This window comes from Dactylosporangium sp. CA-233914 (assembly GCF_050942935.1).
Taxonomy (GTDB): domain Bacteria; phylum Actinomycetota; class Actinomycetes; order Mycobacteriales; family Micromonosporaceae; genus Dactylosporangium.
On record NZ_CP192030.1, the window covers coordinates 4,824,262 to 4,839,080 of the forward strand.

Annotated in this window: 12 protein-coding genes; 8 read left to right on the forward strand and 4 right to left on the reverse strand. The window is 73.5% G+C overall.

Going from position 1 to position 14,819, the window contains the following annotated elements:
• Nucleotides 1–25 precede the first annotated feature (25 nt).
• Genes ACQPY0_RS21540 through ACQPY0_RS21560 form a run of 5 tightly spaced genes read left to right on the forward strand, consistent with a single transcriptional unit; the run spans nucleotide 26 to nucleotide 7,839 of the window.
• On the forward strand, nucleotides 26–1,702 hold the full coding sequence (locus tag ACQPY0_RS21540; protein WP_432991561.1) for a hypothetical protein: 1,677 nt from the start codon (nucleotides 26–28) through the stop codon (nucleotides 1,700–1,702).
• On the forward strand, nucleotides 1,699–2,688 hold the full coding sequence (locus ACQPY0_RS21545; protein ID WP_432991563.1) for an ABC transporter permease: 990 nt from the start codon (nucleotides 1,699–1,701) through the stop codon (nucleotides 2,686–2,688). Before ACQPY0_RS21540 ends, ACQPY0_RS21545 begins: the two co-directional genes overlap by 4 nt.
• A complete protein-coding gene (locus ACQPY0_RS21550; RefSeq protein ID WP_432991565.1) occupies nucleotides 2,678–3,622 on the forward strand; it encodes a carbohydrate ABC transporter permease in 945 nt (314 codons plus the stop codon). Before ACQPY0_RS21545 ends, ACQPY0_RS21550 begins: the two co-directional genes overlap by 11 nt.
• Nucleotides 3,623–3,626: 4 nt before the next feature.
• Nucleotides 3,627–5,522, forward strand: coding sequence for a beta-galactosidase (locus ACQPY0_RS21555; RefSeq protein ID WP_432991567.1), 1,896 nt, complete (start codon nucleotides 3,627–3,629; stop codon nucleotides 5,520–5,522).
• On the forward strand, nucleotides 5,506–7,839 hold the full coding sequence (locus tag ACQPY0_RS21560) for a glycoside hydrolase family 95 protein (RefSeq protein ID WP_432991569.1): 2,334 nt from the start codon (nucleotides 5,506–5,508) through the stop codon (nucleotides 7,837–7,839). Before ACQPY0_RS21555 ends, ACQPY0_RS21560 begins: the two co-directional genes overlap by 17 nt.
• A 24-nt stretch (nucleotides 7,840–7,863) precedes the next feature.
• Here ACQPY0_RS21560 and ACQPY0_RS21565 read toward each other — a convergent pair whose 3' ends face one another.
• Nucleotides 7,864–9,462, reverse strand: coding sequence for a mucoidy inhibitor MuiA family protein (locus ACQPY0_RS21565; protein ID WP_432991571.1), 1,599 nt, complete (start codon nucleotides 9,460–9,462; stop codon nucleotides 7,864–7,866).
• 195 nt (nucleotides 9,463–9,657) lie between these two features.
• Between ACQPY0_RS21565 and ACQPY0_RS21570 the strand changes: the two genes are divergently transcribed.
• Nucleotides 9,658–10,392, forward strand: coding sequence for a polyprenol monophosphomannose synthase (locus ACQPY0_RS21570; protein WP_432991573.1), 735 nt, complete (start codon nucleotides 9,658–9,660; stop codon nucleotides 10,390–10,392).
• A 103-nt stretch (nucleotides 10,393–10,495) separates the two neighbouring features.
• Here ACQPY0_RS21570 and ACQPY0_RS21575 read toward each other — a convergent pair whose 3' ends face one another.
• Entirely contained in the window at nucleotides 10,496–11,353 is an 858-nt protein-coding gene (locus tag ACQPY0_RS21575) for an alpha/beta fold hydrolase (protein ID WP_432991575.1), read from the reverse strand.
• A gap of 64 nt (nucleotides 11,354–11,417) precedes the next feature.
• Between ACQPY0_RS21575 and ACQPY0_RS21580 the strand changes: the two genes are divergently transcribed.
• The gene (locus tag ACQPY0_RS21580) at nucleotides 11,418–12,134 is read left to right on the forward strand and encodes a MerR family transcriptional regulator (protein ID WP_432991577.1); all 717 of its coding nucleotides are present in this window, start codon (nucleotides 11,418–11,420) and stop codon (nucleotides 12,132–12,134) included.
• A 101-nt stretch (nucleotides 12,135–12,235) separates the two neighbouring features.
• On the opposite strand, the gene ACQPY0_RS21585 is transcribed toward ACQPY0_RS21580, so the two are convergent.
• Nucleotides 12,236–12,493: an acyl-CoA-binding protein gene (locus ACQPY0_RS21585; protein ID WP_432991579.1), complete on the reverse strand. Its 258-nt coding sequence runs from the start codon at nucleotides 12,491–12,493 to the stop codon at nucleotides 12,236–12,238.
• Between the two features lie 144 nt (nucleotides 12,494–12,637).
• On the opposite strand from ACQPY0_RS21585, the gene ACQPY0_RS21590 reads away from it, so the two are divergent.
• Entirely contained in the window at nucleotides 12,638–13,153 is a 516-nt protein-coding gene (locus ACQPY0_RS21590) for a GtrA family protein (RefSeq protein ID WP_432991581.1), read from the forward strand.
• Nucleotides 13,154–13,182: 29 nt separating this feature from the next.
• Here ACQPY0_RS21590 and ACQPY0_RS21595 read toward each other — a convergent pair whose 3' ends face one another.
• The gene (locus ACQPY0_RS21595) at nucleotides 13,183–14,817 is read right to left on the reverse strand and encodes a thiamine pyrophosphate-binding protein (protein ID WP_432991583.1); all 1,635 of its coding nucleotides are present in this window, start codon (nucleotides 14,815–14,817) and stop codon (nucleotides 13,183–13,185) included.
• Nucleotides 14,818–14,819: the final 2 nt, after the last annotated feature.

Here is a 14,819-nt window from a genome sequence, read left to right on the forward strand (position 1 = left end):
CCATCCCCCGAAGGGTGGTCCACCCATGGCAAGCCTGAGCCGGCGCGGCCTGCTCGCCTCCGTCGCCATCATCGCCGCAACCCCGTTACTGGACGCCTGCGGCAGCCCAAAGGCGAAGAACGAGGGCACCACCAGCGAGAGCGAGCTGTCCAAGGCCCTGCCGTCGTACGTGCCGAACAACGCGGTCAAGGCCGACATCCCCTCGGTCGCCGGGGCCAACGGCGCCGCGACCGACCCGGCGTTCCTGCGTTACCCCGCGAGCCCGCCGAAGTCGGTGACCGGCGCGATCGGCTCGGGCGGCTCGTACACCACGATGACCCCGCTGTGGGGCTCCATCCCGCCCTCGAGCGGCAACGTCTACTACGACACCGTCAACAAGGCCATCGGCGCCACCCTGAAGATGCAGCCGGCCGACGGCGTCACCTACGGCGACACCCTTCCGGCGCTGTTCGCCTCCGACAAGCTGCCGGACTGGATCAACATCCCGAGCTGGAACACCCAGAAGCTCAACTTCGGTGACGCGGTCGCGGCCAAGTTCGCCGACCTGACCCCGTACCTGGCCGGGGACAAGATCAAGCAGTACCCGAACCTCGCCGCGCTCTCGCCCAACGCCTGGATCGCCGGGGTGTGGAACGGCAAGCTCTACGGCTTCCCGATCTACTCCTCCAACGCGGTCGTCGCCGGCGCCTACTACTACCGCAAGGACCTCTTCGACAAGGCCGGCGCCTCGGCCGACGTCAAGAGCATCGCGGACCTGGAGGCGCTCGGCAAGACGCTGACCAACGCCAGCGCCGGCGTGTGGGCCTTCGACGACCTCTTCGGCAACGACGCGGCCTACATCGACCAGATCTTCGAGTTCCCCAGCGGCGGCTACCCGTGGACCACGGACCCGGCCGGCAAGCTGCTGCACCGCTACGAGACCGACAACATCGTCGAGGCGCTCAACTGGCACGCCAAGATGGTCAAGGCCGGATACATGCACCCCGACGCCGTGGCCAACAACAGCCAGAACGGCAAGCAGCGGTTCTGGAGCGGCAAGGTCGCGATCTGCGCGGACGGCACCGGCGCCTGGAACGGCGACGACCACAAGTCCGGCACCGCGGCCAACCCCGACTACAACCGGCAGGCCTTCAAGCTTTTCAGCGCCAAGGGCGGCGACGCGAAGGTCGAGCTCGGCAACGGCGCGGGGATGTACAGCTACTTCAACAAGAAGCTCAGCGACGCCCAGATCAAGGAACTGCTGCAGATCGCGAACTACCTGGCCGCGCCCTACGGCTCGGCCGAGTGGCTCACGGTCAACTTCGGCGCTCCCGGCACCGACTACAACCTGACCGACGGCAACCCGCTGCTGACCGAGCAGGGCAACAAGGAGGTGGCCACGACCTTCCAGTTCCTGTCGTGCCCGGCCTCGGCCGTCGTCGTGCAGTCGGGCGCGGCCCAGGTCGTCAAGGACTACGCCGCCTGGCAGGCCGACATGGTCAAGCATGCCGTGAAGCCGCTGTTCTACGGCATGAACGTGAGCGAGCCCGCGCAGTACTCCTCGCTGGGCCAGCCGATGATCGACACCATCACCGACGTCAAGCTGGGCCGCAAGCCGATCTCGGCGTGGACCGACGCGGTGAACAACTGGCGCAAGCAGGGCGGCGACGAGCTGCGCAAGTTCTACGACGGCATCCGCGAGAAGTACGGCACCGGCAAGTGACTGCCATCTCGTCCGAACCATCGACGGCGCCGCCGGCCGAGGAGGCCGGCGGCGCCGCCGCGCCCCGCCCCAAGCGCTGGCGAATCCGGCTGCGCCGCGACCGCTCGCTGCTGCTCATGACGCTGCCGGCGGTCGTGCTGCTGGCGGTGTTCGCCTACGCGCCCATGTTCGGCCTGATCACGGCGTTTCAGAGCTACGACATCTACAGCGGGTTCTGGTACAGCCCGTTCGTCGGCATGTACAACTTCCAGCGGCTGCTCACCGACGACATCTTCTGGCACGCCCTGAGCAACACCCTGGTCCTCAGCGCCGTGCAGCTGGTGCTGTACTTCCCGGTCCCGATCGCCCTCGCGCTGCTGTTCAACGAGGTCATGAACCCGCGGATCCGCTCGTTCGTGCAGTCCGTGGTCTACCTGCCGCACTTCTTCTCCTGGGTCCTGGTCGTCACCGTGTTCCAGGAGATGCTCGGCGGGGCCGGCGCGCTCAACACCGCGCTGCGCCGGCACGGCTACGAGACCTGGGACATCATGACCAACGCCGACGCCTTCAAGTATCTGGTCACCGCCCAGGCGGTGTGGAAGGAGGCGGGCTGGGGCATCATCGTGTTCCTCGCCGCGCTGGCCGCCATCGACCAGAGCCTCTACGAGGCGGCGGCCGCCGACGGTGCCGGGAAGTGGCGGCGGCTGTGGCACATCACGCTGCCCGGCATGCGCAGCGTCATCGTGCTGATGCTGGTCCTGCGGCTGGGCAACGCGCTGACCGTCGGCTTCGAGCAGATGCTCATCCAGCGCCAGGCCGTGGGGCGCGACGCCTCCGAGGTGCTCGACACGTTCGCGTACTACTACGGCGTGGTCAACAACAACTTCAGTTACGGCGCCGCCGCCGGCCTGTTCAAGGGGATCCTGTCACTGATACTGGTGCTGGCCGCGAACAAGCTCGCGCACGCCTTCGGCGAGGACGGGTTGTACCGCAGAGATGACCGCTGACACCGTACCCGTGGCCAGGCCGCCCCGGCGCCGCCACGACGCGCCCGCCTGGCAGGAGCGCACCGGCCCGGTCGGCCAGGGCCTCAAGGGGCTCACGCTCGTCGTGGTCTGCGCCCTGATCCTGGTGCCGCTCTACTCGATCATCCTGACCAGCTTCTCCACGCAGGCGGCGATCAACGAGGCCGGCGGGCTGGTGACGGTGCCCGGGGAGCTCACCATCGAGGCGTACCGCCAGATCTTCACCAACCAGCTGGTGACCCACTCGCTGCTGGTGAGCCTGGCCATCACCGTCATCGGCACGACGCTGTCGATGCTCGTGTCGACCCTGTGCGCCTACGGGCTGTCCCGGCACGGCTCGTTCGGCCACCGGGGCATCCTGATCTTCCTGGTCGTCACGATGTTCTTCAGCGGCGGGCTCATCCCGAGCTTCCTCGTGGTGACGGCGCTGGGCGGCTACGGGCAGTACTGGACGATGATCCTGCCGAGCGCGGTCTCGGTGTTCAACATCCTCGTGATGCGGGGGTTCTTCAGCAGCACCGCGCCGGAGCTGCTCGACGCGGCCCGCATGGACGGCGCGGGGGAGTGGCGCATCCTGCGCTCCATCGTGCTGCCGACCTCCCGGCCCGTGCTCGCCGTCATCACCCTGTTCTACGCGGTGGGCTACTGGAACTCGTTCTTCAACGCGCTGCTCTACCTGCCGGACAACGGCAAGTGGCCGCTGCAGGTGATCCTGTACCTGTACACGCTGCAGGGCGCCAGCATGCCCGGCTCCGGTGTGACCGGCACCGGGCAGTACGCCGGGCACCAGCAGATCGCCACCCTGTCGCTGCAGATGGCGGTCGTCACGCTGACCCTCATCCCGATCCTCGTCGCCTACCCGTTCGTCCAGCGGCACTTCACCAAGGGCATGCTGGTCGGCGCGATCAAGGGCTGATCCCGTGCCGTTGTTGTTCGGCGGGGACTACAACCCCGAGCAGTGGCCGCCGGACGTCTGGGCGCAGGACGTCCGGCTCATGCGCGAGGCCGGGGTCAACCTCGTGACCGTCGGCGTGTTCTCGTGGGCCGCGCTGGAGCCGGAGCCGGGGCGGTACGACTTCGGCTGGCTCGACACCGTCCTCGATCTGCTGCACGACAACGGGATCGGGGTGGCGCTGTCGACCCCGACCGCCTCCCCGCCGCCCTGGCTCGGCCACCGCCACCCGGACACCCTGCCGCAGGGCCCGGACGGCATCCGGCGCCACTACGGCTCCCGCAACCAGTACTGCCCCAGCTCCCCGGTCTTCCGCGCCGCCGCGCTGGCGATCGCCGGGGCGCTCGCCGCGCGGTACGCCCACCATCCGGCCCTGCGGCTGTGGCACATCGGCAACGAGTACGGCCCGTCCTGCCACTGTGGACAATGCGCCGAGCGGTTCCGGGGCTGGCTCAAAGAGCGCTACGGCGACCTCGATTCCCTCAACGCCGCCTGGGGCACCGCCGTGTGGTCGCAGCGGTACTCCGCCTGGGCCGAGGTGCTGCCGCCGCTGCGGGTGCCGTACGTCGTCAACCCGCTGCAGGACCTGGACTACCAGCGCTTCGGTTCCGACATCCTGCTGGAGTGCTACACCGCCGAGCGCGACGCGGTGCGCGGGCACAACCCCGCCGTGCCGGTGACGACCAACTTCATGGACTTCTACCGCCACACCGACGGCTGGGCCTGGGCGGTGGAAACCGATGTCGTGTCGCTGGACACCTATCCGGACCCGAACGATCCCGGCGCGGGGATGCGCGGCGCCATGTCCAAGGACATCATGCGCTCCCTCGGCGGCGGCCGCCCGTGGCTGCTCATGGAGCAGTCCCCGGGCGCGGCCAGCTGGCGCCCTGTCGCCACCCCGAAGCGCCCCGGCCTCAACCGCCTGTGGTCGCTGCAGGCGGTGGCCCGCGGCGCCGACGGCGTGCTGCACTTCCAGTGGCGCGCCTCCCGCCAGGGCGCCGAGCGCGCCCACGGGGCGATGGTCCCGCACGCCGGGCCGGACTCCCGCGTCTTCCGCGAGATCTGCTCGCTCGGCGCCGAGCTGGCGCGACTGTCCGAAGTGGACGGGCTGCTCGGCGAGCGCGTTCCCGCGGACGTGGCGATCGTGCTGGACTGGGACGCGTGGCGGGCGGCCGAGCTGCCGCACCAGCCGCACGACGGGTTCCGCTACGTCGACCGGCTCACCGAATACTACGAACCGCTCTGGCGCGCCAACATCACCTGCGACTTCGCCCGGGCCGGCGGTCGTTTCCGCGACTACCGGCTGGTGCTGGTGCCCAACCTGTACCAGGTGACCCCGGCGGCGGCCGCGAACCTGGCCGCTTACGTCGAGGTCGGCGGGACCGTCGTCCTCGGCCCGTTCAGCGGCGTCGCCGACCCGGACGAGCGCATCTTCACCGGTGGCTGGCCGGGCCCGTGGCAGGACGTGTTCGGGGTCCGGGTCGAGGAGCACTGGCCGCTGCCCGAAGGCGTCGTGCTGGACGTGGACAGCGCCGAGCTCGGCGACTTCACCGCGTCGACGTGGGCCGAGTGGGCGCAGGCTCGCGGCGCCGACGTGGTGGCGCAGGTCCGCGGCGGCCCGCTGGACGGCCGCCCGGTCGTGCTGCGCAATCGGTACGGGGCCGGCACCGCCTGGTACATCGCCACCCTGCCCGCTGCGGAGGCCCTGGCGCGCCTGCTCGCGCGGGTGTGCGCCGACACCGGCGTCGAGCCCGTCGTGCCCGGTCTGCCGCCGGGCGTGGAGGCCGTGCGCCGCGGCGACTGGGTGTTCCTGCTCGACCACAACGACGACACCGCGGAGATCCGGCATGCGGTACCGGATTGAGGTGGGCGAGCCCGCCGCCGAGTTCGAGGACGGGTTCCCCATCGGCAACGGCTGGCTCGGCGCGATGCTGCGCGGCCGCCCCGGCGTGGAGCTGCTCGACCTCAACGCCGACACGCTGTGGTCCGGCGGCCCGCTCACCCCGGAGCCCGGCCCGCCGCCGGCCCGGCTGCTGCCGCGGCTGCGCCAGGCGATCGCCGACGGTGAGCACCTGCTCGCCGAGGAGTTGGCCCGCCGGCTGCAGGGCGCCGCCTGGACGCAGTCCTACCAGCCGCTGGGCCGCATCGAGTGGCGCTACGGCGACCAGCGGGCCGTCAGCGGGTACCGCCGCAGCCTGGATCTTGCCGAGGCGGAGGCGGTGACCGAGTATGCCAGCGCCTCCGGCCCGGTGCGGCTCACCGCCCTCGCCTCCAACCCCGACGGCGTCGTCGTCCTGACCGCGACCGGCCCCGGCGCCGTCCCGGCGGCGATCACCCCGCGCTTGCACTCCCCGCACCCGGACGTCGCCGCGACCAGGCTCGCCGACTGCCTGGTCTGGACCGGCCGCGCCCCCGCCCACGTCCTGCCGAACTACGTCGTCGACCGCGACCCGGCGGTGCTCTACGACATCGCCGTGGACGCCGCCGGCACCGTCGCCGCCGGCATGGGCTTCGCAGTCGCCGCCGCCGTGCGGCGCTACGGCCCCGGCGCCCGCCTGCTCATCACCGCGGTCACCGGCTTCCGCGGCCCCGGCCAGCGCCCGAGCGCCGACCTGAACGCCCTGGCCGCCGCGGCCGTCGCCCGTCTCACGAGGGCCCTGGCCGTCGCCCCGGACGAGCTGCGCGCCCGCCACGTGGCCGACCACCGCCGCCTCTTCGCCGCCGCCGACCTGGACCTGTCCCGGTGCCCGCCCGGCGACGCCCACCGCGCCGAGCGGCTGTTCCACCTCGGCCGATACCTGCTCGTCGCCGGCTCCCGCCCCGGCACCCAGCCCGCCAACCTGCAGGGCATCTGGAACGCCGACGTGCGCCCCGGCTGGAGCAGCAACTGGACCCTCAACATCAACGCCCAGATGAACTACTGGGCCGCGGAGTCCACCGGCCGGCCCGAGCTGCACGAGCCGCTGCTGGCCCTGGCCCGCGACCTGTCGGTCGCCGGCGAGCGGACCGCCCGCCGCCACTACGCGGTCCGCGGCGCCGCGGCGCACCACAACACCGACCTGTGGCGCTTCACCGCGCCCGTGCCGGGCGACCCGCAGTGGGCGAACTGGCCGTCGGCCCTGCTGTGGCTCAGCGCCCACGCCTGGGACCATCTCGACCACGGCGCCCCGGCCGAGTTCGGCCGCTCGACGGCCCTGCCGATCCTGCGGGCCGCCGCCCGCTTCACCCTGGACATGCTGGTCGACGACGGCGCGGGCGCGCTGGTCTTCAGCCCGTCGACGTCTCCGGAGCACCATTTTCTCGTCGGTACCGCCGCCCACGCCGCCACGAGCCGGGGCTGCGCGATGGACCAGGAGCTGGCCCGCGAGGTCCTCACGCGGTTCACCGCGTTGTCGGCGCGCTGGCCGGCCCCCGCCGACGCGGCCCTGACCCGCGAGGCGGCGGCCGCGCTGAGCGCGCTGCGCCCGGTCCAGCGCGGCCCGGACGGCTCCCTGCTGGAGTGGTACGACGAGCGCCCGCCCCGCGAGCCCGGCCACCGCCACCTGTCGCACCTGTACGGTCTGTACCCCGGCACCCGCATCACCGAGACCGCGACGCCGGACGACTTCGCCGCCGCCCGCCTGGCCCTGCACACGCGCCTGGTCTTCGGCTCGGGTCACACGGGCTGGAGCCGGGCGTGGATCCTGTGCCTGGCCGCCCGCCTGCGCGACCGCGCGCTGGCCGCCCACACGATCACGGCCCTGCTCGACGAGCTGTGCTCGGCGTCGCTGCTGACCCTGCACCCCGACACGGGCCGCCCGAGCGGCTGGATCTTCCAGATCGACGGCAACCTGGGCGTGGTCGCGGGCATCACCGAACTGCTGGTCCAGAGCCACGACGGTGCGATCTCCCTGCTGCGCGCCCTGCCCCCGGCGTGGACGGAGGGCCGCGTGGCGGGCATCCGCTGCCGGGGCGGCCACACGGCCACGGTGACGTGGTCGGCCGGCACCCTGACGGAGGCGAGCATCACGGCGGCCACGAGCGGCCCGCTGGTCGTCGAGTGCTCGGCCCCGGCCCGGATCACCACGGCGGAGGGCATCCCGGTGGCGGCGACCCCGGTCGAGGAAGCCCCGAGCGGCCGCCACCGCCGGCGCTGGGCGGCCCGCGCCGGTGCGACGTACCGCGTGCGTCCGGCCGGCTGACGTGCTGCGGCGCGGCTCAGACCGTCACTCGCGCCAGCCGGACAGCTCCACGCCCTTGGCGGTCTCGACGCGGTAGCCGAGCCTCAGGGTGTGCGACTGGCCCTCCGCGAGCGTGAACCGCCACGTGAGCACGCCCAGCTCGGTGCGCTCGGCCGGGGCCGGCTCCAGGACGGTCTCGCGCACGGTGATGCCGTCGTGGCGGCTGACCGGCAGCTGGTCGAGCACCGTCAGGCGGATCTCGCCGCCGGTGTAGTTGGCCAGCGTCGTGCGGTACTCCACCTCGCGCCGCCGGCTCGAACCCAGCGTCGCCTTCGTCGCGGTGCGGCGCACCAGCTCGCGCTCGACCCGCACCCGGTCGTCGAGGCCCAGCGCCAGCTCCAGCTCCTCGCCCGGCGCCCACGTCGACAGGTTCGTGCGGCTCACGAAGTCCGCCTCGTGAAAGACCGCGGCCGGGCCCGGCGGGAACGTGTGCGGGGACGTGTTCGTCACCAGCGCCCGCAGGTGTACGTCGGCCGACCGGGCCGGGGCCGTGACGTGGTCGAGGCGCGCGGACAGGTCCAGCACCGAGATCGTGGCCCGGGCCGTGGTGCCGTCGGCGGGGACGGCGACCGCGCGCGCCGGGCGGTACGTCGCCGCCACCGGGCCGTCCTCGACCGTGGCCTGCCCGAGCCGCACCGGCGGGGCCGCGTCGAACGCCGCCTCCTGCAGCATCGGCGCCCCCTCGGCCGGCGCGGCCGCCATCATCGGCGCGGGCGGCGGGCCGCCGGGCGCCCCGCCGAACGAACGCGACGCGTAGACCGCCGGGGGCTGGACGATCGGGTCGAGGTACCACGGCGAGAGCTCGGGAATCGTGGCCACGCCGGACGTGCGGGCGGTGGACAGCGACAGCTCGCACTCGGGCCAGTCCTCGCCGGTGCGCTGCTCGACCAGGCCGAACCAGCTCAGCTGCAGCGTGTCGCCGGTGAGCCGCACGTCGTACGTCGAGCGCCACCCCGCCGCGGGCACCTGGTAGGACACGTCCAGCTCGACCGGGCCGGCCTCGGACACCGCCAGCGCGACGACGGCGAAGCGGGCGTCCGGCTCCCGCTTGCCGGAGAGGTCCCGCAACTGCCGGTCGAGCGCCGCGATGCGGTCCGTCACCTCGGCGCGGCGGCGCTGCAGCTCACGGATCCCGGCCAGCACCGAGGTCAGCTCGCCGCCCATGGTCGCCGAGAACGCGGTCACCGACTCGGCCGCGGCCTCGCCGCCGGCCAGCGCGCGGGCGTAGGCACCGCTCGCCCGCTCGCCGAGGGCCACCAGGAAGGCCTGGCGCTGCCGCAGTACGGTCTCCGCGTCGTCGATCTCGCCGGCCTCCGCGACCAGGGCGCGCCGCTGCTCGTCGACCGCGGCGACGGTGGTGTCGGAGGGCCGGTCGCGGCGGCGCAGCACAAGATCGACGCCCAGGACGGTCGCGGCCCCGCGCCCGCTGACCCGGATGGAGTCGCCGTCCAGGCCCAGGGGCAGCGGCCCCACCTCGACGGTCTGCTCGCCGGCTGCCAGCATGGTCCGGCCGCGGCGCGTGACCCGCGCCTGCGTGGGGTACACGGTGACCGCGACGATGGCGGCGTCGATCGAGTTCTGCACGCAGCGCACCGTAACGCATGGACTCCACAGCCGTGCCGGCGAATCTGGACCACCGGCCGGCTGCGCGCAGGCCGCTGGCGGACGCGTCGAGATGGACACCGGACCGTGATCGCGCGGCGGTCCGCTATCGTGTGACTTTGCCGGCTCAACGTAGGCCAACGCTGTTCATGCGGGCCGTTGCAGGGGGAATGATCTGTGCCAGACGGGTTTCAGAAGGTCACGGTCGTCGTACCGACCTACAACGAACGGGACAACCTGCCCGAGTTGGTCGCTCAGCTGACCGCCTTGCCGCTGCCGAACCTGCACGTGCTGGTCGTGGACGACAACTCCCCTGACGGCACGGGTGAGGTCGCCGACAAGCTGGCCATCGAATCGCCGCAGACGGTCGCCGTGCTGCATCGGACCGCGAAGGACGGGCTCGGGCGGGCATACGTCGCCGGCATGTCGCGCGCCCTCGAGGACGGAGCCGACGTCGTCATCCAGATGGACGCGGACCTGTCCCATCCGAGCTCGGCCATCCCGGCGATGGTCGACGCGCTCGCCGACGAGACAGTGGCCGTCGTGCTCGGCTCCCGTTACGTGCCGGGCGGTCGCGTGGCCGGCGATTGGGCGTGGCATCGCAAGGCGCTGTCGGCGTGGGCGAACTTCTACGTCGACACCATCCTGCGCCTGGGCGTTCGAGACGCCACCGCCGGCTTCAAGGCGTGGCGGGCCGAGGCACTGCGCGGTATCGACATCTCCTCGATCCGCAGCAACGGCTATTCGTTCCAGGTCGAGATGAACTATCGAGTGGCCCGGCAAGGCCTGCGCATCGTCGAGGTTCCGATCCACTTCGCCGAACGGACGGAAGGCGCCTCGAAGATGAGCCTGCGGGTCCAGCTGGAGTCGGCCATGATGCCGTGGAAGCTGCGCTTCACCCGAGACCGGTGACGAGGGCGGCATCCCCGGCGGTGCTTCAGGGGCGCAGCGGCGCTCCGCGCGGGCCGGGGCGGTCGCCTTCGGCGCCGGCTGCCGCCCCGGCGGTAGCGCGGCGTCACCGCATGGACTCGGCCAGCCACGGGCGCAGGATCGGCAGGACCGTCGCCGCCTGCATCGCGCCCATGTGGTCCAGGCCCGCCGGGACGTGCACTCGCCAGCCCAGCGACGCAAGCTCCGCGCGGTGCTCGAGCACCGGCGCGGCGAGGTCGACGCGGACGCCGCCCCAGCGCTCGTCGTAGGCGATCGCGTCCGCGGCGCCGATCAGGCACAGGCCGGGGCAGGCCAGCCTGGCGAGGGTGGCGCGCTCGTCGAAGGTCTGCAGGGCCTCGTACAGCGTGACGAACTGCCGGGTCTGCCCGGGCGACAGCGTCACCTCGGCCGTCGACCAGTCCGCCTCGCCGGTGCTCGCGGCGGGCGGGGCCGGCGGCCTGGCGGCGTTGGCCACGGCCATGGCGTGGGTCGCGGCGGTGACCCGCAGCATCGCCGCGTAAGGCGCGCCGAGCGGGGGCCAGCCGCCCATCGCCAGGGCTGTGAGCCGGTCGGTGCGGGCCGCCAGCTGCAGGCCGCCGAGGGCCGTCCAGCTGTACCCGTAGTACGCGAACCGGGCCGCCCCGGCGGCGTCGGCCACGGCCAGCAGGTCCGCGGCGACGTTGGCCGGGGTCAGCGTGTCCGGCTTCGGCACCGCGAGCACGTGCCCCTCGTAGTCGAACGCGACCACCGTGAACGCGTCCGCGAGGCCGTCGACGAGGCTGCGGCCCAGCGCCGGATCGGTGCCCCAGCGCCGCAGCTCCTCGGCCCGCTCGCCCTCGACCGGGCGGGGATCGACCGGCATGAGCAGCACCGGCCCGGTGCCGGTCACCTCCGCGGCGATGGTGGCACCGTCATGCAGTACGACTTCCAGGGTTTTGGTCATGACCTCTACCGTATCGTTGAACCACCCTGTGAAGGTTTGGTCGCCACGGCCCAGGAGAGACGGTGTGAAGGCTCAAAGTGCGGGACAGCGGCCGGTGGACCTGGCGCGGGAGCACGGCATCTCGGCGCAGAGCGTGCGCAACTACGAGAGCGACGGCGTGATCCCGCCCGCGCAGCGCTCCGCCAGCGGCTACCGGCGCTACACCGCCCGGCACGCCGCCGCGCTACGCGCCTACCTGGCGCTGGTGCCCGCCTACGGCTACGCGGTCGCCGGCGAGGTGATGCGGGCGGTGGTCGCCGGGCAGAGCGACGCGGCGCTGCGGGCGGTCGACCGCGGCCACGCCCGGCTGCTGCGCGACCGGGAGATCCTCGACGGGGTCGAGGAGGCGGTCCAGGGACTGGTCGGGATCCCGGCGCCGGAGCCGCCGGCCCGCGCGGTGCCGATCGGGGCGGTGGCCCACCGCCTGGGCGTGCGGCCGGCGACGCTGCGCAAGTGGGAGCGGGCCGGGATTGTCGAGCCGGAGCGGGACCGGGCCACGCGGCAGCGGGTGTACCACGCCGCCGACGTCCGCGACGCCGAGCTCGCCCATCTGCTGCGCCGCGGCGGCTACCGGCTCGACCACATCGCGGGCGTGCTGCGCCAGGTGCGCGCGGCCGGCGGCCCGGACGCGCTGGCGGAGTCGCTACGCACCTGGCGGCAGCGGCACGCGGCGCAGGCCCGCGCGATGCTCACCGCGGCCGCCCGGCTGGACGAGTATCTGCTCGAGGAGGCGCCGCAGTAAAGCCGAGACGCCAGAGCGAAGGAGTCCGGCATCCACGGGGGGAGATGCCGGACTCATCGATCATGGTAGCTGTGAAATCCCCGCCGCGCCAGCGGCCGCGATCAGCCGCTGCGCAGTTGCCGGACCAGGTCGACGTATTGGCGCTGGGCCTGCTGGGGCTCGGTGCCGGCCAGGGCCTTCCAGGCGTCGTACTTCGCGCGGCCGGTGACGTCGAAGATCCCGGGCCGGCTGCCGCCCGCGTCGCCCAGCGTTCCCTGCTTGTACAGCGCGTAGAGCCGTAGCAGCACGTCGTTGCCCGGCCGCGCGGCGAGCCCCTGGACGTCGGCCTGCGCCTGCTCGAACTCCTCGGTGACGGACATGCCCCGAGCCTAGCGGCTCACCTCACCGCGGCGCCCGATCCGCCGACGGCTCACCCGTCGTTCGGCAGTTGTTCGCCTTTCCGACCGCTGCGGGGTGGCAGGGGCGGCGCCACGGCGTAAGCGGGGTAGGGCAGGATCCGTGGCATGGACGCAACGGGGCAGCGGTGGGCCGATCGCGCGGGTGACCGGCTGACCGGATGGGTCGATCGCCTGCCGCCGCGGCTGCGTCGTCTGCTGCCCCGCGAGCTGGTCGGCTTCGCGATGCTGGGCGCGTTCACGTTCAGCGTGGACCTGACCCTGCTGCTCCTGCTGCGCCACACGACGCGCCTGCCGATGCCGGTCGCGGTCTCCATCGCCTACCTCACCGCCTTCGGCCTGAACTTCCTGCTGAACCGGACGGTGAACTTCCGCTCCCACGCCCCGGTGGGCCGCCAGGTGCTGCGCTACGCCCTGGTGGCGCTGGGTGACTACCTCATCACCGTCGGGGTCTCCTCGGGCCTCTACGCGCTCGGCCTGGACGTGCGCCTGGCCCGCCTGCTCGCGGCCGGGGTGGTCGCCGTGTTCACCTACACGCTGTCGCGCTGGTGGGTCTTCCGCGACCGCCCGGCCCCGGAGGCGGCCGGGGCCGCGGCCGAGGTGCCGGCCTCCACCGCCTCCTGACGGCCCGCCCGCGCCCGCGGGCCCGGCCGTCAGTGGCCGCGGAAGGCCTCCTCCAGCCACCACGAGCCGTGCGACGCGGTGACCTTCGCATCCAGCAGCAGCGGACGCTCGCGCGGCCCGGCGAGCCACTCGCCGACCACGGCCAGGTCGGCCGGCGAGCGGACGGTCGCGGCCGCGCAGCCGTAGCCCCGCGCGATCGCCGCCAGGTCGGTGTCCGGGAACGTCACGGTGTCGAGGGGGTCACCGCCGGGGCCGAAGTGGTGGACCTCCGCGCCGTAGGCCGCGTCGTCGTACACCACGACGAGCATCGGCAGGCCCAGCCGCACCACGGTTTCCAGCTCGCTGACGCCCATCAGGAAGCCACCGTCGCCCAGGGCCGCCACCGGCAGGCGGTCGGGGCGGGCCACCGCCGCGCCGATCGCCGTCGCCAGGCCCAGGCCGACCGACTGGAACGCCTGGGTGAAGCAGAAACCGGCGGTGTCGGGCACGGCGAGATACATCGACGGGTATCTCATGAAGTTGCCCGAGTCCACGCTCACCGTGCGGGCGGCCGGCAGCAGGTCGTCCAGGCGCGCCGACAGGGTGCGCGGGTCGATGCGGCCGTCGCCGGTCTCGTCGTCGTAGGGCACGTCGCGCCAGCGGACGGACGGTAGCGGCGCCGCGCGGTAGCCCGTGGACGCGTGACCCCGCGCGGCCAGCTCGGCCAGGACCGCGGTCGCGGTCGCCGCGGCGTCGCCGAGGACGCCCAGGCCGACGCGCGGGTTGGCGTGCAGCGCCTCGGGCTCGACGTCGACCTGGGCGACCGCCGCGCCGGGGCCCAGGAGGCGGCCGTGGCGGGTCGTCCACATGTTCAGCGTGCAGCCGAAGGCGACCACGGCGTCGGCGCCGGCGATCAGCTCGGCGGCCGGGGGAGAGGCGAAGCCGCCGGCGACGTCGAGGTGCCAGGGGCCGGCCCCGAACAGCCCCTTCGCCACCGCCGAGGTGGACAGCAGGGCGCCGCAGCGCTCGGCCAGGGCGGCGATCGCCGCGGCGGCGCCGGGGTCGCGGGCGCCGCGGCCGGCGATGAGGACCGGGCGCCGCGCCGCCGCGAGCAGGTCCGCCAGGGCGGTCACGGAGGCCGGATCCGGCAGCGGTACCGCGGGCCGCGGCCACCGGCGCGCCGCGGGGACGACCGCCTCGCCCGCCTGAACGTCCAATGGCAGGCTGACCAGCACGGTTCGCCGCTCCACGACCGCCCGCTGGGCCGCGCGCAGGACGTCGCAGACCGCGGACGCCGCGGTGGCGGCCCGCTCGTGGGTCGCGCCGACCGCGGCGGCCAGCGCGGCCTGGTCGAGGCGGAAGTTCGAGCGGGCCCCGGCCGCGCCGGTGTCGGCGGCGAGCACCAGCAGCGGCGTGCGGCTCTTGGCCGCCTCGGCGATGCCGGTCAGCGCGTTGGTCACGCCCGGGCCCTGGTGCAGGGTCAGCACGCCGAGGCGGCCGGACGTGCGGGCGTAGGCGTCGGCCATCACGGCGGCGCCGGCCTCGTGGCGGGCCGCGACGAAGCGGGCGCCGGCGGCGACGAGCGCGTTGGTCAGGTGGAAGTTGCCGCTGCCCACCAGGCCGAACGCGCACTCGACGCCGGCGGAGGCGACCAGGGCCCGGGCGGCGGCCTCGGCGACCAGCACGG